Here is a 19,501-nt window from a genome sequence, read left to right as displayed (position 1 = left end):
TCCGAATTTTACACGGCCGGATCCAGCCCGCCCGCTGCAGGTGATAGTTTTTAAGGGTGAATCAACGGTGAGTTACGGCGTCAGGCGGGACATCGCTCCGCATCGAGGCCGAGCAGCTGGCGCGCCACGCTTTCGGCATGCTCCGCCACCTGCGGCAGCCCCATAAGTTCGCCAAAGCGGCCACGGGCAGCCGGCCCGGCGACATACAGATGCGGGTTGGCTTGCCCGCTGCGGTTAAGGGTCTGCGACAGGGCATTCACCGCAATACCCAGCGCCAGCGGATCGGGCTGGATGATGCCAGCGATAGTTAACTGATGCAGCAGCGCGTCGCTGCTCAACAGGCTGCCGTGCGCCGGGCCGGTGGTAATAATTACGCGGTCAACGGTAAGTTGCCGCGCCGGCGCTCTGCGCGGCTGGAGCGTCAACTCAATCTGCTGCCCGGCGGCCCGCACCGCGCCCAGCCTGGCGGCACTCACCGTCAGCTGCCCGCTAGTCAGCCACTGCTCCAGCACCTGGCTGACCTGAGGAGCGATGCGGTAGCGGTGCACATCCCACCACGGGCGCAGATGGCGCAGGAAGCGGCGCTGTTCGTCAAGAGACAGCTGCTGCCAGATGCGCTGGCCGTTCAGGCGAATATCGTCGAGCACCAGCTGCCACGGCAGCCCGCTGGCCGCAATCTCGCGGCGAATACGCCGCAGCCACGCCAGCACCGTGCTGGCCTGCGGCTGCTGGTAATCCAGCGGCGTGGGTTGATAAGCACCGCTGAGATTTGGGCGTGGCAGCAGGCCACGGCGTGAAAAGGCGCTGACCGGGCCGCGATGCCCGTGACGGTGTAACGTTGCCACGACATCCGACATGCTCAGCCCGCTGCCGATAATCGCGATGCGCTCATCCGCCGCAATAGCGCTCAGCGCCCCCTCACGCCACGGGTTAGCAATCAGGCCGGGGTGCCCCTCCAGCGCTGCGGCAATCTGGCGCGGCAGCGCGGGCGGTGGATGGCTGATCGCCAGCACCACGTCATCGGCGGCCACGCGCTGCCCCGCGTCCGTCACAATGCTTCCCGCTTCCAGCGCCACCGCCCGGCCGCAAATATGGCGTAATGTCACCGCCGAGCTCTGCTGTGCCTGGGTGAACTGCTCAGCAACCCAGGCGGCAAACTGCCCGCGCTGCGGGTAAACTTTACCGTCGTGCCACTGCGCATCGGCATCCTGCGCAAACGCTTGCGAGGCGCGGAACCAGCGGTCAAAATCGCCCTGTTGCGCCGCCGAGAGCTGCATGCGGTCGGCCGGAACGTTGATGCGGTGTGCAGGGTCGCGCGTGCCGTAAGCCACTCCGCAGGCCAGCTGCGGCCGTGGCTCAATCACCGTTACCGTCAGCCCGGCGTCACCGAGCCCGGCCAGATGGATGGCCGTGGCGGTGCCGGTAAACCCGCCGCCGACGATAACGATATGACGCTCAGCCATGACTCAACTCCAGCTGTTGTTGCCGCTCCAGCTCGCGCACCCGCGGGATCACTTCACGGCCAAAGAATTCGACCTCTTCCTGGAAATGCAGGAAGCCCAGCAGCATCAGGCTCACTCCGGCCTGTTTTAGCGCCATAATACGTTCGGCAATCTGCTGCGGAGTACCGATCAGGTTAGTTTTAAAACCATCATTGTACTGCACCAGATCCTCGAGCGTGGATTTTGCCCAGTTACCTTCCCCTTCCGGCGAGGCGCTGCCGGCATTTTTAACCTCATGCTGGAAGCCTTTTACCGCATCAGGGTTGGCGTGGTCGAGGATCTGCTGTAGCACCTGTTGCGCTTCCTGCTCGCTGTCACGCGCGATAACAAAACCGTTAACGCCAATTTTTACCTGATGCTGATTGGCTGCTGCTTTGTGACGGATATCTTCAACCTGCTGGCGAATACCTTCCACGGTATTGCCATTGGTGAAGTACCAGTCGGAGACGCGTGCGGCCATATCACGCGCTGCACGCGAGCTGCCGCCCTGGAAAATCTCCGGCTGTGGGTCCAGTGGCTTTGGCTTCAGCGAGTAGTCGCGGTAGCGGTAGAAATCGCCGGCAAAGTTAAAGGTCGGTTCGCGCCAGATGCCCTTCAGGCAGCGAATAAACTCTTCGGATCGCAGATAGCGCTCTTCATGATCGAGCCACGGCTCGCCAATCGCTTTGAACTCGCCGCGAAACCATCCACTGACGATATTCACCGCGATGCGCGCATTCGACAGGTGGCTGATGGTGGCGATCTGTTTCGCCGCCAGCGTTGGATTCCAGGGGCCTGGCAGCAGCGCGGCGATCACCTTCAGCTTCTCGGTGGCCCCCAACAGGCCCTGGGAAAAACTGACCGACTCATGCTGATTATCAGCGCCGTATCCGGCGGTAAAGCGGATCTGCGTCAGCGCATACTCGAAACCAGCCTGCTCGGCAATCTGCGCGAGCTTGCGGTTATAGTCAAAATCCCAGCTGGTGCGCTGTGCGATATGACTGATGACCAGGCCACCTGAAACATTCGGTACCCAGTAGGCAAATTTAATCGGCGTTGACTGACTCATGGAAAATCCCCCTTTAACTTGCGCTGGTTTGCTTTTGCGCTTTCGGGCGCAGATCGCCACCGATGGTTTCGCCAAACGGCCCGGTGTTTACCGTGCGCTGTTTTTTATCGCCATTGCTCGCCAGCGGTAGCAGCGGCATCACCAGCTCGGCAAAGCGGTGCGCCTCTTCCAGATGCGGGTAGCCGGACAGGATAAAGTTCTGGATGCCCAGCTCCTGATATTCGCGAATGCGGTCCGCCACCTGCTGCGGGCTGCCAACCAGCGCGGTGCCCGCGCCCCCGCGCACCAGCCCGACACCGGCCCACAGGTTTGGCCCGATGCGCAGCCCGTCGCGTGAACCGCTGTGCAGCGCGCTCATCCGCGCCTGGCCTGCGGAATCCATGCGCGAGAAAATCTTCTGTGCGGCGGCGATAGTGTCATCGTCAACGTGGGCGATCAGGCGGTCGGCGGCGGCCCAGGCTTCCTCTTCGGTTTCGCGCACGATGACATGCAGGCGAATACCGTAGTCGAGCGTGCGCCCGCGCGCCGCGGCGCGTTCACGCACTACCGCCAGTTTTTCCGCGACCTGAGCCACCGGCTCACCCCAGGTGAGATAGGTATCGACCTGATTGGCGGCCACGTCTATCGCCTCATCGGATGAACCGCCAAAATAGAGCGGTGGGCCGTTTTCCTGCACCGGAGGGAACAGAATTTCTGCCCCCTCAACGTGAATATGTTCACCGTGAAAATCGACCTTATCCCCCGCCAGCAGGCGTGAATAGACTTCGAGAAACTCACGGGTCACCTGATAGCGCTCGGCGTGGCTGAGGAAAATACCGTCGCCTTTGTTCTCCACCGGGTCGCCACCGGTCACCACATTGATCAGCAGTCGCCCTTCTGACAAACGGTCAAGCGTGGCGGCCATGCGCGCCGCAAGGCTTGGCGGCTGCAGTCCGGGGCGCACCGCCACCAGGTAGCGCAGGCGTTTGGTGATCGGTGCCAGCGCCGCAGCCACCAGCCAGGAGTCCTCGCAGCTTTTACCCGTCGGGATCAGCACCCCGTAATAGCCGAGGTTATCAGCGGCCAGCGCGACCTGCTGTAGATACGGCAGGTCGACGGCGCGCCCGCCCTCGGTGGTGCCAAGATAGCGCCCGTCGCCGTGGGTCGGGAGAAACCAGAATACGTTGATATTTTTCTGCGCTGAGTCGCTCATTATTCGTTTCCTATATAACTATATCTGAATTTATTCGATAGAAAGTTACGCTTTGGTTATAAACCAGTTAGCAGGAAACGTGCCAGAGTGTAATTCTGTTAAAAACCTTATTTTTCATGACGTTGAAAAGTAATGCCAGCCGCTTTTTCTGCTGCATTTGCAGCAGTCACTGACCACAGGCTGCTTCATTTGCAGCAAAGCGGCTCCCCAGCGGGTCGTTAGCTGGCGTACGCCAGGGTAATCTGCCTGCTCTGAGTATAAGGAGCACACTATGCAGCATTCCGGCCCGTTACTGATTGACCCTGCCTCCCTCGCTTTTCAGAGCGTGCTGGACCGCCTTGCGCCAACCGATGCTACCGTGCTGATTGTCGGTGAGACCGGCACCGGCAAAGAGGTGGTGGCGCGCTATCTGCATCATCACAGCCCGCGCCGGACGCAGCCCTTTGTTGCGGTGAACTGCGGTGCGCTAACCGAAAGCCTGGCGGAATCCGAGCTGTTCGGCCATGAGAAAGGCGCGTTTACCGGCGCGGGTGAACGCCATCAGGGCTGGTTTGAAGCGGCGGAGGGCGGCACGCTGCTGCTGGATGAGATCGGCGAGCTGAGCCTGCCGCTGCAGGTTAAGCTGCTGCGCGTGCTGCAGGAGCGCGAAGTGACGCGAGTCGGGTCGCGCCGCCCGGTAAAGGTCAACGTACGAGTGATCGCTGCCACCCACGTGGATCTCGCGGTGGCAATCCGTGAACGCCGCTTTCGCGAAGATCTGTTTTATCGCCTCAATGTGGCGGCGGTCACCCTGCCGCCGCTGCGCCAGCGCCGCGAAGATATCCCGCTGCTAGCCGAGCATTTTCTCACGCTGTACGCCCGCCGCCTGGGGCGCCCGCAGCTGCGTTTAACCGACGACAGCCTTGCGGCGCTGATGGAGTATGCGTGGCCGGGCAACGTGCGTGAGCTGGAAAATACCCTGCACAATGCGGTGCTGCTGAGCCGCGAGCCGCTGATCGCTCCGCAGCAGCTGCGCCTCAACCCGGTCGCGCCAGGGCCAGCTTTCGCGGCGGGTGAGCAGGCGCTGGACCAGTTTCTGCGCCAGCAGCTGCAGCAGGAGAGCGGACCAATCTACCAGCGGGTGATCGACGCTTTAGTGCGCAATGCTTTTGAGCTGAGCGGTGAAAATCAGCTCCAGGCCGCCACGCTGCTGGGCGTCAGCCGCAATACGCTGCGCACTCATCTTGGCCATCTTGGACTGATCAAGGCGCGCCGCAGTCTGGCGAGCGGCGATGCGCGCCAGACTGCCCAGCGCCCTGCGGGCGATCGCGAACTGCGCATTGGCTACCAGAAATTTGGCAACCTCGGCATTCTTAAAGCGCGGCAGAGCCTGGAGGCGAGCTTTGCCGGAACGGGCATCAGCGTGCTGTGGAGCGAGTTCCCCGCCGGACCACAGCTGCTGCACGCACTCAGCAGCCGTGAGATTGATTTCGGCACCACCGGGGAAGTGCCGCCGGTCTTTGCCCAGGCCGAGAACAATCCCCTGCTGTACGTTGCCTGGGAACCCGCCGCGCCTCAGAGCGTGGCGCTGCTGGTGGCGCAGGACAGCCCGATTCAAACGCTTGCCGACCTGCGCGGCAAACGTATCGCAGTGAATAAGGGATCTAACGTGCACTATCTGCTGGTGCAGATGCTGGATGAAGCCGGAATGACGCTGAACGACGTGCGCGTGCTCTATGCACCGCCAAAATATCCGCTGACGCCCAGCGATTATCACGCGGTCGATGCCTGGATGATGTGGGACCCGCTGCTGAGCGACGCCGAGCAGAGCGGTTGCTTAAGAGTGATTGCTGACGGGTGCGGCCGGGTGAGCAATCATCAGTTTTACCTCGCGCATCGTGACTTTGCCGCACACTCGGCGGACCTGCTGCACAGCGTGATACGGGCGCTGGAGCAGACCGGGCGCTTCATTGATGCTAACCACGCAGAGGCCACCGCCCTGCTGGCCGCCGAACTGGGGCTGGGACCTGAGGCGCTATCGCACGCTCTGCTGCGCCGCAGCCACCAGACGCAGCGCATGGACCTGAGCGTGATCCGTGCGCAGCAAACCATTGCCGACCGCTTCTATGCGCTGGGATTACTGCCGCGCGCTATCAATGTGCGTGATGCCGTGTGGCAGGATTAATGTAACCTTTACGTTTGCTGACGCTTTGCTGACATTTCTGCAACTGCCACTCCTGCCGCGCTAATCAAATTTTCATGCCGCTAAATGAAGAGACCACAGATTACCTGGCGTAAACGCCGGTTAGCGCTTTATCGTTTATTAAGTTTAACTGAACATCGCGTCAGCTACGCTAATGTTATTATTTTTACAAAAAAAGGAAATTCCTAAAGATGAGGAATTGATTAATTTATGTTAGGTGTTTACCTCAATATTGGGTAATGTTTCATCGTCGCAAGACACTACACAACAGCACGCTAACTGTCGTACGAGCGATTACAACACCAGGGAAATTATTTCCTTATAAGACCTGAAATATTAATACCCTTTCGATTTTCTTCTTTATTTTTCTATCGTTACTTTAATCCCCCTTGCATCATTTATGCAGGGGGGATTAAATCCCAAGGGGGAATGGCTGTGAAAACTAATATCCTGTCGATTACTTATCTACGGGCCGTGGCCTGTATGCTGGTGGTCGTCTGTCATGCAGAAAGCTTTGCGGCCAAATTAAGTCCGGGCTATTTTTCCGGGCTGTTTGGCTATGGCGGCGCGGTAGGCAAGCTTGGCGTACTGCTGTTCTTTATGATCAGCGGCTACCTGATGGCGTGCGTGCACTGGGAGGACTTTGGCCGCGGTAAGATGGCGCTGTTTGTCAAGAAAAGGCTGGTGCGTATTCTGCCGATGTATTATCTGTTTACCCTGCTGACGATTATCGCATGGGTAATTAACCCCGGCTGGTTCCCATCAACTGTATTAACGCCGCTGGATGATATTCTTTCTCTGTTATTTATTCCTTCGGTTTACATTAAAGAACTCGATACGCTCACGCCGGTATTATCCGTTGGCTGGACGCTGTGCTACGAAATGCTGTTTTATCTGGTGTTTGCCATCGGGCTATTATTCCGCCGCAGTACCGGCCTGATCTTTATTTTTGTCTCCATTGCTTTATTGATGCTGATGGGATATTTGGGCAGTTCTCAACAGAGCTACTTCCTGTTTTATACCAACGATATCATGCTCTATTTCCTGAGCGGGATTGTATGCTTTATGCTGCAAAAGCGTATGCCGGAGCGTTATGCCCATAGCGCACTGTCGCTGGTGCTGATTGTCGCCCTGCTGACTTTCTCTACGTTGTGGCTGCAGGGCGTGCTTCAGCTGCTGGTGCTGACGCTGAGCTTCTTCCTGCTGACCGGACTGGAGTTTAATACGGTTCGCCAAACCACCATGACCAAAGTGGTGAGTGCCGTGGGTCTGGCTTCGTACTCTATCTATCTGTGCCACCGTCTGTTTATGGGGGCGCTGGAGAAGGTACTGCATGTGTTTATGCCCGCGGCCAGCACCGCCACGATGTATCTGGCGATGGTGATCCTCAGCGTGGCCTCAGCGGTGGTCGGTTATATGATCTACTGGCTGATTGAGAAGCGTGCCACCATGGTGTTCAGAGTGAAAACCTCTTAGGTATCTGCACTGTGGGTTGACCGAAAAAAAGGGTCACCCCCTACAGGTTTAGGGTTTGTGACAGGGGCGAGCATTTCAGTCGCCCCTGCTGTTTTAGCGCCCTACCCGGCGCTGGCTGTTGACCAGCGCCACCGCGCTGAATAACGCCAGCAGGATCAGATAGTAGCTCGGCGCCAGGCTGCTGCCGGTTGCGCTGATCAACAGCGTACAGATTAGCGGCGCAAAACCTCCGAACACCGTGACCGCCACGTTATAGCTGATTGCCATGCCGCTGGCGCGGGTGGTAATCGGGAACAGATCGGCCATCATCGACGGCACGGTAGAGAAGTAGACCGATTTCAGCAGCGCCATCCAACCAACCAGCAGGATCAAGGTGGTCGGCGTGGTGTTATTCACCACCATGCGGAAAGCCGGATAGATGGTCAGCGCCAGCAGGATTAATGACCCCCACATCAGCGGTACGCGCCCGACTTTCTCCGCCCACAGCCCCATCAGCGGGGTCACCACCGTCAGAATAATTCCGGCAACCAGCGTTGCGGTAAAGGCCGCAGAACCCGGCAGATGCAGCGTTTTGGTGGCATACGTCGGCACATAGTTGAGCATATAGTTGACCCCGGTGGAGATCACCATCAGCCCCATTGCCAGCAGCAGCAGCGTTTTCTGGCGGCTCATCAGGTCTTTCAGCGGCGCGTGGGACTTCTCCTGCGCGACAAAGCTGGCCGGCTCATGCACGTGGCGGCGAATATACAGGCCAACCGGGCCGATAATCAGGCCGAAAGCAAACGGAATGCGCCACCCCCAGTCCTGAATCTGCGTTTCAGTCAGCCACGAGGTCAGCCCTAAGCCAAACGCCGAGGCCATCAGCGTACTTGCCCCCTGGGTAGCAAACTGCCAGCTGGCGATAAAGGCGCGACGCTTGGGAAAGTGCTCCACCAGAAAGGCGGTAGAGCTGCCGAATTCGCCGCCCGCCGAGAAGCCCTGAATCAGGCGCGCCAGCAAAATCATCAGCGGTGCCAGCAGGCCAATGCTCTGATAAGACGGCATCACAGTGATGATTAACCCACCGACCATCATCAACATGATCGACATCAGCAGCGCTTTTTTACGCCCGACGCGGTCTGCATAGGCACCGAGAACAATTGCCCCCAGCGGACGGATCAGAAACGATACGCCAAAGCTGCCGAAAGTCAGCAGCATGGAGACTGACGGATCCTCAGTAGGGAAAAACGCGTGGGCGATATAGCTGGCGAAAAAGCCGTACACCGCAATATCAAACCACTCCAGCGCATTGCCGACGCAGGTCGCGAACAGCGTTTTATACAGGTTCGGCTGCGCCGCCGCCTGAGGCTGAATTAAGCTGCTCACTGGCCTGCCCCCTGTGCACGGTGCGCACGATGGCGCGCCAGCAGATCGCTGCCCTGCTCGCCTAAATCCCAGAATAAGCGCGTCATCATCTGTAACCCCTCGCGGGCGATCGATTTCAGCATATGTTCATCCACCGCGTGCTGACCGCAGGCGGGATAAGAGTGCGGCACCCACAGCGTCGGCAGGCCGAGCGTCTGCGCAAAGACATCATTCGGCAGTGAACCACCGAGGTTGGGCAGCAGCGCCGGTTTTTTACCGCTGGTCTGCGCCATCACTCCGAGCGCCCAGCCCACCAGCGGATCGGTCGGGTCAAGGCGCGTGGCCGGAGAGCCGCGCAGCACCTCGACCTCAACCTGCTGGAAGCCGTGCGCATCCAGATGTGTGCGCAGGTGGCTGGCGATATTTTCCCAGTCGGTATCGACGACAAAACGCAGCTGGCAGACCGCCGTCGCGCTGCCGGGAATGGCGTTCATCGGCCGCGCCGGATTGCCGGTGAGGAAAGAGAGCACTTCAAGCGTGTTCCAGCCGTACAGGCGCTCGGTTGGCGTCAGGCCGCATTCGCCCCAGCGGGGATCGATGGCCGGGCCGTCGCCTTCGCCGACATCAATATCGCTGAGGATCGCTTTTACTGCGGCGCTAATCGCCGGCGGCTTCAGGGCGGCAACCTGCAGCTGGCCGTGCTGATTGACCAGGCAGGCCAGCGCGTTGGCCAGTTGGGTACCCGGGTTGCTCAACAGACCGCCCCAGTTGCCGGAGTGATAATCACGATCGCGCGCGTGGATGCTGAGGCGGAAGTTCACCGCACCGCGCGAACCGAGGAATAGCGTTGGCCGCTCCGCGCTGAGGCGCGGGCCATCGGAGGCGATAAAGATATCGGCTTTCATCAGATCGGCATGGCGCTGACACACTTCCTTCAGGCCCGGGGAGCTGATCTCTTCCCCCATCTCAAACAGAAACTTGCAGTTAAAGCCAAGACGACCGCCGCGCGCGGCTACTACCTGCTCCAGCGCGGCAATGTTCACCGAGTGTTGCCCTTTGTTGTCGGCGCTGCCGCGCCCGTACCAGCGGTCGCCCTCTTCCAGCAGCTGCCACGGGTTCAGCCCACTGCGCCAGTTTTCATCGTCACCAAACACCACATCGCCGTGGCCGTAGCACAGCAGCGTGGGGAGCTGCGGGTCTTCAACGCGGGTCGCCAGCAGGAAGGGGCGCTGCGGCGCCTGCGGGTTCGCCAGCTGCTGCGTGCTGAAGCCCAGCGCCTGCATGGCGGGGACCATCTCATCATCAAGATAGCTCTGGATCAGCGCATCACGGTCGTCGCGCTGGCTTTCAGTGCGCAGCGCCACGCGCCGTGCCAGCACCGTTTTAAATTCCCCACTGTCAAAATACGCCGTAGCCTGCGCGACTGCCTGTTCACCTGTCATGATAGTTGTCCGTTTTATCTGTTTATTTTTTGTGTTTGCCGTTTAGTTTTAAGCGACAATCGGGCTTTGCTACAATCATCAAAATATCAAACGGGCTTTGCTTTTAAAGCAACGATGCGCTGCACCTTAAAAGCACATGCACCAGCAGGAGGCACTACCATGCACAGCAGTGAAATCCGCTATTTTCTGGCGGTGGTGAACTGCGGCTCACTCAGCGCCGCCAGCCAGCAGCTGTTTGTGGCGGTATCGGCGATCAGCCGCCAGATCCAGCGGCTGGAAGAGCGCGTTGGCGCCCCGCTGTTTGAGCGCCACGCGCGCGGCATGGTGCTGAACGATGCCGGGCAGATTTTTGAAAACCACGTGCGAAAAAGCATGATGGATATGGAGCACGCGATTGCAGAGATTAAAGGGCTAAAAGCCGTCAGGCGCACTGCGCTGCGGGTAGCCTGCACCGACGGAATGGCTTTCAGCCTGCTGCCAATGCTGTTTACCCAGTTTCGCCTGCTGCACCCCGGGGTCAGTTTCCAACTCACGGTAGCCAGCTCGCTGGAAGTGGCGGAGATCCTGCGGCGCGGCGAGTGTGATGTGGCGTTCCAGTTCAGCCTGCACCCGGAGCGCGGTGTGGAGGTGGCGGCATCCTGGCCTGCTCCGGTTCTGCTGGTGCTGCATAGCAGCCACCCGCTGGCGCAGCAGGAGATGAAGCTGAGTGACCTGCTGGCGTACCCGCTGGCGCTGCCCAATGCCAACTTCACCGTGCGCCAGCTGTTCGACCTCTCCTGCCGTATGAGCGGCACCTTTATCGAGCCGGTACTGACCTGCAATAACTTCAGCTCGCTTTACACCTTCCTGCTACATACACCGCAGGCGATCACCATCAGTAGCCACTTCACCGTGATGTATCAGGCGCTGGAGCACGGGCTGGTGCTGAAATCGGTGGGACCGGACCAGTTGAGCCAGCGTTCGCTGCAGATGCAGACGGCAATTGGGCGCCAGCCGTCGGCAGCGCTGTCGCTGTTTGTGGATTTTGTGCGAATGGAGTTAAAGCAGCAGGATATGGAGATCAGAGCGCAGTTTGGTCTGTGATATGGCTGCGTGCCGTTGGTGGGGCGACCGAAAAAGAAGGTCGCCCCCTACGACATTCAAGCCGCTGTTTTATTTCATCTCTACCTGATAAAAAATATGCTTACCGAAGGGATCGACTTCGTAACCGCTCACCTCTTTGCGCACCGGTTCGAAAATGGTTGAGTGCGCAATCATCACCGCTGGGGCCTGGTCGTGCATGATCTGCTGCGCCTCCCGGTACATCGCCACGCGCTTGTCGTGATCCTGCTCGGCGCGCGCTTTGGTAATCAGCTGGTCAAAGGGCTGGTAGCACCACTTCGACGAGTTTGACCCACCGTTGGCCGAAGTACAGCTGAATAGCGGACCGAAGAAGTTATCCGGATCCCCGGTTGCGGTGGTCCAGCCCATCAGCGCGGCCTGGTGTTCGCCGTTTTTCACCCGTTTGAGGTACTCCCCCCATTCGAAGCTGACGATATTCGCTTTGATGCCCACTTTCGCCCAGTCAGCCTGGATCATTTCGGCCATGCGTCGCGCGTTTGGGTTATAAGGGCGCTGCACCGGCATCGCCCACAGGTCAATGCTGGTGCCAGGGGCTATTCCGGCTTCTTTCAGCAATGCCTTGGCTTTTTCTACGTCGTAATCGTAATCCTTCAGGTCCTGGTCAGCGCTCCACACCCCCGGCGGCAGCAGATTTTTCGCTGCGGTGCCGGTGCCCTGGAATACCGCTTCGATAATCGCCGGTTTGTTGATCGCCATACTCAGCGCCTGGCGCACTTTGACGTTATCCAGCGGGGCTTTCTGGGTGTTAAACGCGAGGAAACCGGTGTTGAGCCCGGCCTTCTGCATCAGGGTGATATTTTTGTCTTCGCCCAGGCGCTTAAGGTCGGCAGGGTTTGGGAATGGCATCACCTGGCATTCGTTTTTCTCCAGCTTGGCAGCACGTACCGAGGCATCAGGGGTGATGCTGAATACCAGACGATCCAGTTTCGCTTTGCCCTGCCAGTAGTCCGGGAAGGCACGGTACAGAATGCGCGCGTCCTTCTGGTACTGCACCAGCTCAAATGGCCCGGTGCCGATAGGGTCGCGGTCCACTTTCTCCGGCGTGCCGGCCTTTAGCATCGCATCGGCATATTCGGCGGAGAGGATCGATGCAAAATACCAGCCGAGATCGGCGAGGAATGGCGCCTCGGCATGGGCCAGCGTAAAGCGCACGGTGTGGTCGTCCACCTTCTCAATTTTTTGCAGCAGCGTGCCAAACTCCAGGCTTTCAAAGTTGGTGTAGCTGCCGTTAGAGACGTTGTGATACGGGTTAGCCGGATCTTTCTGCCGCATAAACGAGAAGATAACGTCGTCGGCGTTGAAATCGCGCGTCGGCTTATAGCTTTTACTGCTGTGGAACTTAACGCCTTTGCGCAGGTGGAAGGTATAAACCTTGCCGTCCGGGCTGATATCCCAGCTCTCGGCGAGGCTCGGGATCAGGTCGGTGGTACCCGGTGTGAAATCCACCAGGCGGTTATAAATCGGCACCGCGCTGGCATCCACGCTGGTGCCGGAGGTGTACAGCTGAGGGTTAAAGTTTTCCGGCGACCCTTCCGAACAGAACACCAGCGTTTTTGCGGCTGCCCCAGAGGCCACGGTGAGCGCCAGAGCCGCCAGTACCGTGCGTAATACCACTTTCTTCATCTCCATCCTCGCTTTTTATTTGACTTTGTCAGGGGGTGATGCGTAAAACAAAAAGATATCTGTTTAATAAATAACACGATTGGCAACTCTACAGAACCTTTATAGTTCGCGACAAATAAGGAAACGTTATGACCGACAACCTGGCGAGCCAGCTGACTCAGCGTTTTTATCGTTATCTGGCCGTTACCAGCCAGAGTGATGCCGCAGCAACCGTGCTGCCGAGCACGCCGGAACAGCATCAGATGGCGCAAATGCTGGCTGACGAGCTGCGCCAGCTCGGGCTGGAAAAGGTGGTGATTGATGAGTTTGCTACCGTTACCGCCGTTAAGCCCGGCAACCGCCCTGATGCGCCGCGCATTGGCTTTATCACCCATATCGATACCGTCGACGTCGGGCTGTCACCGCATATTCATCCGCAGACGCTGCGCTATGAGGGTGAGGATCTGTGCCTGAACCAAACGCAGGATATCTGGCTGCGCAGCGCGGAACACCCGGAGATCCGCGCCTATCACGGCCAGGAAATCATCTTCAGCGACGGCACCAGCGTGCTCGGCGCCGACAATAAAGCGGCGGTCACAGTGGTGATGACGCTGATGGAAAACCTGAATGCGCAGCACGCCCACGGCGATATCGTGGTGGCGTTTGTGCCGGATGAAGAGATCGGCCTGCGCGGTGCGAAGGCGCTGGATTTAAAAGCCCGTTTTGACGTCGATTTTGCCTACACTATCGACTGCTGCGAGCTGGGCGAAGTGGTTTATGAGAACTTTAACGCCGCTGCCGCTGAAATCCGCCTGACCGGTGTAACAGCACACCCGATGTCGGGCAAAGGGGTGCTGGTCAATCCGCTGCTGATGGCGTGGGACTTTATCAGCCACTTCGACCGTCAGCAGACGCCGGAGCATACCGAGGGGCGCGAAGGCTACACCTGGTTTAACGACATGCAGGCCAACGCCAGCGAGACGCGTCTGAAGGCTTCAATTCGTGATTTTGACCTCGTCAGTTTTGCCGCACGCAAACAGCAGATGCATGACGTGGCGGAGAAAATCCGTCAGGCCTACCCAACCGGAAAAGTTGAAGTCAGCATCAGCGATACCTACAGCAATATCAGCAATGCTATTGGCGACGATCGCCGCCCGATCGAACTGATCTTTGAGGCGATGAAGCAGTTAGAGATTGAACCGAAGGTGATCCCAATGCGCGGCGGCACCGATGGCGCAGCACTGTCGGCCAAGGGTCTGTTAACGCCGAACTTCTTTACCGGGGCGCATAACTTCCACTCGAAATTTGAGTTCCTGCCGATCCCGTCGTTTGTGAAATCTTACCTGCTGGCAGAGAAAATTTGCCTGCTGGCAGCGGAGTGATAGTCGGCGGAAAGAAATACGGTCGAGGCATGCCTCGACCCTACGATCTCCAGCAACATTTTCGTCGGGGATCGGGCATGCCCGACCCATGGGACATTGGAAGAAAGGAAAGTAATAGAATGAGGCGGATAGGTTCATAAAAAAGTCATATTGTTCCAGTTCCACCGTCAGAACACCAGACTTGTCCGGAACTGTAACTATTTTCAGTCGAGGCCATTGTCACATAAAGCGATGCAATTTCTGCTGGTTGTCCAGGTCTCCCTAGCGGCGTAGAAGCGCCAAAAGTACTTACCTTATTCGTTGGCTGTCCACCGCTAGGTTGCAAAGCGGTCCAGTATGGCCCAGGTGCAACTGCATTGACTCGAATACCTTCTTTGGCCAACTGCTTTGCCAGTGATTTGGTAAAGGCAACAATACAAGCTTTAGTTTGAGCATAGTCAAGCAGGATCTCGTTAGGATCAAACGCCTGAATTGAACTGGTATTAATAATTGAAGCCCCTCTGGGAAGGTGATTTACAGCTTCTTTAGTTATCCAAAACATCGCATAAACGTTTATTTTGAACGTTGCATCAAAATCTTCAGTCTTTAAATTCCGAATAGATTCATTGTATTGCTGACGCCCTGCATTGTTAACTAAAATATCAATACCTCCAAGTCTGGAGGCGGCTTCTTTGACTAACCTTTTGCAGAACGCTTCATCGCAAATATCTCCTGGAAGAGCGACAGCTACCCTTCCCTCCGCTTCAATCAGGCGGATCACTTCAACAGCATCAGATTCTTCTTCAGGAAGATAATTGATTGCCACATCAGCTCCCTCGCGAGCATAAGCGATGGCGACCGCACGACCGATACCGGAGTCCCCTCCTGTAATCAGAGCTTTACGGCCAACTAAACGCCCACTACCCTTATAGCTTAATTCACCATGATCAGGTAAAGGTATCATTTTGTTGGCCAGCCCTGGAGCTAGCTGAGTCTGTTCAGGAAAAGGTGGGAATGGATATTCAACAGAATCAAGATCGTTAGTTTTATTAACGGACATTATATCTCCTTAACAAATAATCAGAAAGAAACTAAGTAATTAAAAAACATCATTGATTAGTTAAACTAATCTCAAGTTAGTCAAACTGTTTTCAACCGAATAATCTGGAGTTTAAAGTCATTTAAGCATAATAGATAAGTTAAATCTCTAAAAATTAAATTTCTCTTGCAATATTTATAACATTAACTATAGATGTAAGATCACTAAAATCAACATCGTCATTATCAGATAAAACAACCAATTCACAATGACATATACACCTTACTCTTGAGATATTAGATAGAAGTTCAGTTTTTGTTTCGTAAGGCAGCACACATGGTATCACTCCACGTTCATATACATTTTTTATATAGTTAATAACGAGTGCCATATCAAGATTCATACAAAAAAACATAAATAAAAAATCATTTTCAGACAATGCTAGAGAGTTTTGTGATTCTTTTTTCCTGCTGCTCATTCGAGAGATAGTCTGTTCTATATAGAACCTAGTTTTCTCAGACACGAGCTGAGGCTTACTTACAGCCCTCGATACAGTCATAGGTGATAAACCGGCTTCATTAGCAATATCGCAAATTTTTATATTTTCCGACTTCAAACCACATTGCACATAATTTAAATCGGAAATTGCCCTCTCAATTTTTTCTCTTGTTTCTTCCGAAACCAGATTTGGACAATTTAAAAATCTAGATACAGTCATAGATGAAACGCCTATTTTTTTAGCTACATCTTGAAGTATTACATTCTTTTTATTTTTCCTCATTAATATCACCTGAGAATTAAAATGAACAAAACAACTACTAACTAATTAATTTCATTAAATTTAATCGAAATTATAAACACGACTCGTTGAATTAAGTAGTCTTCACTTTAAAGCCAGAGAGTATTTTTTTAAGTTTCCCTACAACTTGTTGAAAAGAAACACCCTCCATGCAAATGGGACTTTGATGAATGCATAGGTTATTATTGAAGTGATTATCAAATACAGCTGAACATCCTCTATAATAACCATGCATACCGCATGGCTGAGCTTCGCATGAACTGGATGAATAGCAAAGCGATTGACCCGGATAGGTCACAACTTGGGGTCTTGAACTTCCCAAAATCGTTATCACATTTTGTGCACCTACCGCTGCAGAACCATGTATTAAAAAACTATCAAGGCAAATCCCAGCATAACATTGTGTTGTTACAGCAAGATACTCTCGCAGAGAATATTCTGCCTTTGAGAGATCAATAAATATGCATTTTGATTTGAAAAATTCAGTTAGTTGAGACCAATTTTCAGCTGGCCAATTTCGGTTGAAACTTTTTGATATGGTTTGTAACCAAACAACAGGCTTTGTGTATCGCGCCACTTTCTCACGTGCAATTTTAATTTCCTCTGGCTGGATAATTATCTTAGGATTACAGATAGGGAGTGTACATTTGAGTTGTTCCTCGGCCATCTCTAGCATATGATAAAAACTTGGTCGATAAGGGAAGGAATTGTGGGGGCGCCGTTCAGTATACTTACGCAAGTCGACGTCAAAGAAATCATCGAGTTCTGTTACTGCAGTTACAACATCGATACCTTCAATGCCAGATAAAAGGCTAGGAAACTTTGTATAAACGGAGATATTCTCGCCTTTAAATTTTTCATAAATACTATGAACAACAGCCGTTCCTGCTACAGAACAGCCTAAAGAATTCGCCAACCTTATAGATATATCCATTTATTTTATCCTTCCATGTTTTTAAAAATCGAAACTGACTTTAACGAACACTAAAACCAACAGGGACAAAACAATAATACTGAATATTTTTATTTAGAAATGTGCTGGAGATCATGCTTTGATGGTTAATAGCATTGGCATTTAAATTTTCATATAAATTACAAAGAGTGAGCAAAAAAATAAATTTTTTAGATTTAATAGAAAACGGAGAAATATAATATACTTGAATCGGAAGTGTAGTTCCATTCGTGCGTTTTCTGAGTTTTTTTGAAAAAGTCTTGCCCAGCGAATTTTTACTTAATAAACACATTAAGGCTTAAATTTCTAACGGGATAATTAGATTGAAAATATTGAGGAGAAGTCAGTGGCGAAGCGACATCTTGCCGTCGCTTCGCTGTACCGGGAAAGTATTATTTTACTGACACATCAATGCCGGGGAAGAACTTGGCAGCCAGCTTGGTGACGGTGCCGTCAGCCTGTACTTTAGCAATCGCCGCATCGAGATCCTGCTTCAGCTTAGCGTCGTCTTTACGCAGGCCAAAACCGATTCCCACGCCCAGCACCTGCTCATCCTCTACCGCTTTACCGGCGAAGCTGTAACCCTTGCCCTGCGGCTTGTCGAGGAAGCCGGACTGACCGGCAGCAGACATCACCAGCGTACCGTCGAGGCGGCCAGCATCCATGTCGTTGTACACCTGGTTCTGGTCCTGATAGGAGGTTACGGTCACCCCCTGCGGCTCCCAGTGCTTCTTAGCGAAGGTTTCCTGTACGGACCCTTGCAGCACGCCCACGCTCTTACCTTTCAGGCTCTCCACGGTTGGCTGCAGGCCAGAACCGGTTTTCACGATTAGCATGCTGGGAATACGGTAAATAGGCTTGGTGAAGCCGATGCTTTTCATGCGTGCTTCGGTGATGTTCATCGCCGAGTTAATGGCATCAAACTTCTTCGCCGCCAGTGCCGGGATTAAGGCGTCAAAGCTGCTCTCAACCCAGCTGCACTTGAAGTTACCCGCCTGGCAAATGGCTTTGCCCAGCTCAATATCAAACCCTTCCAGCTCCCCGGAGGCATTGCGGCTTTCAAAAGGTGGATACTGCGATTCCAGCCCGTAGCGCAGCGTCTCCTGCGCCAGCGCGGACAAAGAACTCAACAGGCCTACCGCCACCAACAACGCGTTCAGCTTCTTCATGTACTTCCCCTCAAGTGTGATTAAGTTAGCGAGGCTTGACCTGGCAGAGTGCGCGTGCGCCCGCCTGCAAAGTGGCTTCGTCTTTTGCGAAAGAGAGACGGATTAATTTATTGTCGGTGCCATCGGTATAAAATGCCGACAGCGGAATGGTCGCCACACCATGATCAACAATCAGACGTTTTACCATTTCGCTGTCCGTCTCGTCACTGAAATCAGCATAGCTGGCCAACATAAAGAACGATCCCGCAGATGGCAGCAGCCTGAACGGCGAATCCTGCAGCAGCGCGGCTAAGGTGTCGCGCTTGCGCTGATAGAATTCGCCCAGTGCCAGATAGTTAGCTGGCTGGCGCAGATAGTCGGCAAACGCTACCTGCATGGGGGTATCGGCGGAGAACATCATAAACTGATGCACTTTAACCACCTCCTCCATCAGCTGCGCCGGGGCTAACAGATAGCCGACGCGCCAGCCGGTCACGTGGAAAGTTTTACCGAAGGACGAGACAATCACGCTGCGCTGCGCCAGCTCCGGGTGGGTTGCCATGCCGTGATGCTTGCGGCCGTCAAACAGGATGTGCTCATACACTTCATCGGACAGCACCACGATATCGGTGTTGCGCGTCAGCGCTGCCAGCCGGTCGAGATCTTCGCGGCTCAGCACCTGTGAACTGGGGTTGTGCGGTGTGTTGATGATGATCATCCGCGTGCGCGAGGTGATCGCGGCGCTGACTTCCTCCCAGTTAATCGCAAACTCCGGCACCTGTAACTTCAGGCCAATGGCTTTCGCCCCCTGCAGGCGCACAATCGGCGCATAGCTGTCGAACGCGGGTTCAAAGAAGATCACCTCATCGCCCGCATGCACCAGCCCGGCAATCGCTGAGTAGAGCGCCTCGCTGGCGCTGGCGGTGATCAGCACTTCACTGCCCGCGTCATACTGCTGGCCGTAAAGCGTGTGGACTTTTTCCGCCAGCACGTCTCTCAGCGCGCCCAACCCCGTCATCGGTGCATACTGGTTATGCCCCTGCTGCATGGCGCGGGTGACACCATCAACCAGCAGCGGGTCGCAAGGGAAGTTTGGTGCGCCCTGCGACAGGTTTATCGCGTTATGCTGCGCGGAGAGCTGGCCAATCACCGAGAAAATGGTGGTGCCAACATCGGGGAGTTTTGAGCGCTGCTGCACCGCTGAGGTGATGGTCATAGAAGCTCCAGTCGGAAGAAAAGTAATGATGCCAGTTCTACCTGGCGGCACTTGAGGCGACAAGCGAATTGTTGTC

15 protein-coding genes are annotated in these 19,501 nt (G+C 55.2%); 4 read left to right on the top strand and 11 right to left on the bottom strand.

All coding sequences use genetic code 11. The annotated features are described in order from the left end of the window. Nucleotides 1-80: 80 nt before the first annotated feature. Genes J2Y91_RS19035 through ssuD form a run of 3 tightly spaced genes read right to left on the bottom strand, consistent with a single transcriptional unit; the run spans nucleotide 81 to nucleotide 3,742 of the window. On the bottom strand, nucleotides 81-1,463 hold the full coding sequence (locus J2Y91_RS19035; protein WP_133623683.1) for an FAD/NAD(P)-binding protein: 1,383 nt from the start codon (nucleotides 1,461-1,463) through the stop codon (nucleotides 81-83). Then, complete coding sequence (gene sfnG / locus J2Y91_RS19030; RefSeq protein WP_133623684.1) at nucleotides 1,456-2,550, bottom strand: dimethylsulfone monooxygenase SfnG; 1,095 nt, start codon at nucleotides 2,548-2,550, stop codon at nucleotides 1,456-1,458. Before sfnG ends, J2Y91_RS19035 begins: the two co-directional genes overlap by 8 nt. A 13-nt stretch (nucleotides 2,551-2,563) precedes the next feature. Beyond that, nucleotides 2,564-3,742: an FMNH2-dependent alkanesulfonate monooxygenase gene (gene ssuD / locus J2Y91_RS19025; RefSeq protein ID WP_133623685.1), complete on the bottom strand. Its 1,179-nt coding sequence runs from the start codon at nucleotides 3,740-3,742 to the stop codon at nucleotides 2,564-2,566. Between the two features lie 271 nt (nucleotides 3,743-4,013). On the opposite strand from ssuD, the gene J2Y91_RS19020 reads away from it, so the two are divergent. Continuing rightward, the gene (locus J2Y91_RS19020; protein WP_133623686.1) at nucleotides 4,014-5,906 is read left to right on the top strand and encodes an aliphatic sulfonate ABC transporter substrate-binding protein; all 1,893 of its coding nucleotides are present in this window, start codon (nucleotides 4,014-4,016) and stop codon (nucleotides 5,904-5,906) included. A 453-nt stretch (nucleotides 5,907-6,359) separates the two neighbouring features. Then, the gene (locus J2Y91_RS19015) at nucleotides 6,360-7,400 is read left to right on the top strand and encodes an acyltransferase family protein (RefSeq protein ID WP_166643180.1); all 1,041 of its coding nucleotides are present in this window, start codon (nucleotides 6,360-6,362) and stop codon (nucleotides 7,398-7,400) included. 93 nt (nucleotides 7,401-7,493) lie between these two features. On the opposite strand, the gene J2Y91_RS19010 is transcribed toward J2Y91_RS19015, so the two are convergent. Both J2Y91_RS19010 and J2Y91_RS19005 read right to left on the bottom strand, forming a co-directional pair. Beyond that, entirely contained in the window at nucleotides 7,494-8,765 is a 1,272-nt protein-coding gene (locus tag J2Y91_RS19010) for an MFS transporter (protein ID WP_133623688.1), read from the bottom strand. Continuing rightward, nucleotides 8,762-10,186, bottom strand: a complete 1,425-nt coding sequence (locus tag J2Y91_RS19005; protein ID WP_133623689.1) for a M20 family metallopeptidase — start codon at nucleotides 10,184-10,186, stop codon at nucleotides 8,762-8,764. The genes J2Y91_RS19010 and J2Y91_RS19005 overlap by 4 nt, the downstream gene beginning before the upstream one ends. 159 nt (nucleotides 10,187-10,345) lie before the next feature. On the opposite strand from J2Y91_RS19005, the gene J2Y91_RS19000 reads away from it, so the two are divergent. After that, nucleotides 10,346-11,269, top strand: a complete 924-nt coding sequence (locus J2Y91_RS19000) for a LysR family transcriptional regulator (protein WP_133623690.1) — start codon at nucleotides 10,346-10,348, stop codon at nucleotides 11,267-11,269. Nucleotides 11,270-11,338: 69 nt separating this feature from the next. Here the strand turns inward: J2Y91_RS19000 and J2Y91_RS18995 are convergent, their stop codons facing one another. Beyond that, complete coding sequence (locus J2Y91_RS18995) at nucleotides 11,339-12,931, bottom strand: ABC transporter substrate-binding protein (protein WP_133623691.1); 1,593 nt, start codon at nucleotides 12,929-12,931, stop codon at nucleotides 11,339-11,341. Between the two features lie 128 nt (nucleotides 12,932-13,059). Here J2Y91_RS18995 and pepT point away from each other — a divergent pair, with 128 nt between their 5' ends. After that, a complete protein-coding gene (gene pepT, locus J2Y91_RS18990; protein ID WP_133623692.1) occupies nucleotides 13,060-14,292 on the top strand; it encodes a peptidase T in 1,233 nt (410 codons plus the stop codon). A 145-nt stretch (nucleotides 14,293-14,437) separates the two neighbouring features. Here pepT and J2Y91_RS18985 read toward each other — a convergent pair whose 3' ends face one another. The 5 genes from J2Y91_RS18985 to J2Y91_RS18965 all read right to left on the bottom strand — a co-directional run bounded on the left by J2Y91_RS18985 (nucleotide 14,438) and on the right by J2Y91_RS18965 (nucleotide 19,425). Next, complete coding sequence (locus J2Y91_RS18985) at nucleotides 14,438-15,331, bottom strand: SDR family oxidoreductase (RefSeq protein WP_133623693.1); 894 nt, start codon at nucleotides 15,329-15,331, stop codon at nucleotides 14,438-14,440. A 154-nt stretch (nucleotides 15,332-15,485) separates the two neighbouring features. After that, complete coding sequence (locus tag J2Y91_RS18980; RefSeq protein WP_133623694.1) at nucleotides 15,486-16,091, bottom strand: LacI family DNA-binding transcriptional regulator; 606 nt, start codon at nucleotides 16,089-16,091, stop codon at nucleotides 15,486-15,488. Nucleotides 16,092-16,182: 91 nt separating this feature from the next. After that, nucleotides 16,183-17,043 carry a glycosyltransferase family 9 protein gene (locus tag J2Y91_RS18975; RefSeq protein ID WP_133623695.1) on the bottom strand — a complete coding sequence of 287 codons (861 nt, stop codon included), beginning with the start codon at nucleotides 17,041-17,043 and terminating at the stop codon, nucleotides 16,183-16,185. A gap of 410 nt (nucleotides 17,044-17,453) precedes the next feature. Then, the gene (locus J2Y91_RS18970) at nucleotides 17,454-18,230 is read right to left on the bottom strand and encodes a transporter substrate-binding domain-containing protein (protein ID WP_133623696.1); all 777 of its coding nucleotides are present in this window, start codon (nucleotides 18,228-18,230) and stop codon (nucleotides 17,454-17,456) included. Between the two features lie 25 nt (nucleotides 18,231-18,255). After that, a complete protein-coding gene (locus J2Y91_RS18965) occupies nucleotides 18,256-19,425 on the bottom strand; it encodes a methionine aminotransferase (protein ID WP_133623697.1) in 1,170 nt (389 codons plus the stop codon). Nucleotides 19,426-19,501 lie beyond the last annotated feature (76 nt).

The sequence above is a fragment of the Erwinia aphidicola genome, from assembly GCF_024169515.1.
Taxonomy (GTDB): Bacteria; Pseudomonadota; Gammaproteobacteria; order Enterobacterales; family Enterobacteriaceae; genus Erwinia; species Erwinia aphidicola.
The sequence above is the reverse complement of the archived record's forward strand: the minus strand, read 5'-3'. Positions and strand labels throughout refer to the sequence as shown.

What these genes read in the sequence shown, in the direction of transcription:
- J2Y91_RS19035 (WP_133623683.1), bottom strand. Translation starts at nt 1,463, where the DNA reads ATGGCTGAGCGTCATATCGTTATCGTCGGCGGCGGGTTTACCGGCACC.
- sfnG (WP_133623684.1), bottom strand. Translation starts at nt 2,550, where the DNA reads ATGAGTCAGTCAACGCCGATTAAATTTGCCTACTGGGTACCGAATGTT.
- ssuD (WP_133623685.1), bottom strand. Translation starts at nt 3,742, where the DNA reads ATGAGCGACTCAGCGCAGAAAAATATCAACGTATTCTGGTTTCTCCCG.
- J2Y91_RS19020 (WP_133623686.1), top strand. Translation starts at nt 4,014, where the DNA reads ATGCAGCATTCCGGCCCGTTACTGATTGACCCTGCCTCCCTCGCTTTT.
- J2Y91_RS19005 (WP_133623689.1), bottom strand. Translation starts at nt 10,186, where the DNA reads ATGACAGGTGAACAGGCAGTCGCGCAGGCTACGGCGTATTTTGACAGT.
- J2Y91_RS19000 (WP_133623690.1), top strand. Translation starts at nt 10,346, where the DNA reads ATGCACAGCAGTGAAATCCGCTATTTTCTGGCGGTGGTGAACTGCGGC.
- J2Y91_RS18995 (WP_133623691.1), bottom strand. Translation starts at nt 12,931, where the DNA reads ATGAAGAAAGTGGTATTACGCACGGTACTGGCGGCTCTGGCGCTCACC.
- pepT (WP_133623692.1), top strand. Translation starts at nt 13,060, where the DNA reads ATGACCGACAACCTGGCGAGCCAGCTGACTCAGCGTTTTTATCGTTAT.
- J2Y91_RS18985 (WP_133623693.1), bottom strand. Translation starts at nt 15,331, where the DNA reads ATGTCCGTTAATAAAACTAACGATCTTGATTCTGTTGAATATCCATTC.
- J2Y91_RS18980 (WP_133623694.1), bottom strand. Translation starts at nt 16,091, where the DNA reads ATGAGGAAAAATAAAAAGAATGTAATACTTCAAGATGTAGCTAAAAAA.
- J2Y91_RS18975 (WP_133623695.1), bottom strand. Translation starts at nt 17,043, where the DNA reads ATGGATATATCTATAAGGTTGGCGAATTCTTTAGGCTGTTCTGTAGCA.
- J2Y91_RS18970 (WP_133623696.1), bottom strand. Translation starts at nt 18,230, where the DNA reads ATGAAGAAGCTGAACGCGTTGTTGGTGGCGGTAGGCCTGTTGAGTTCT.
- J2Y91_RS18965 (WP_133623697.1), bottom strand. Translation starts at nt 19,425, where the DNA reads ATGACCATCACCTCAGCGGTGCAGCAGCGCTCAAAACTCCCCGATGTT.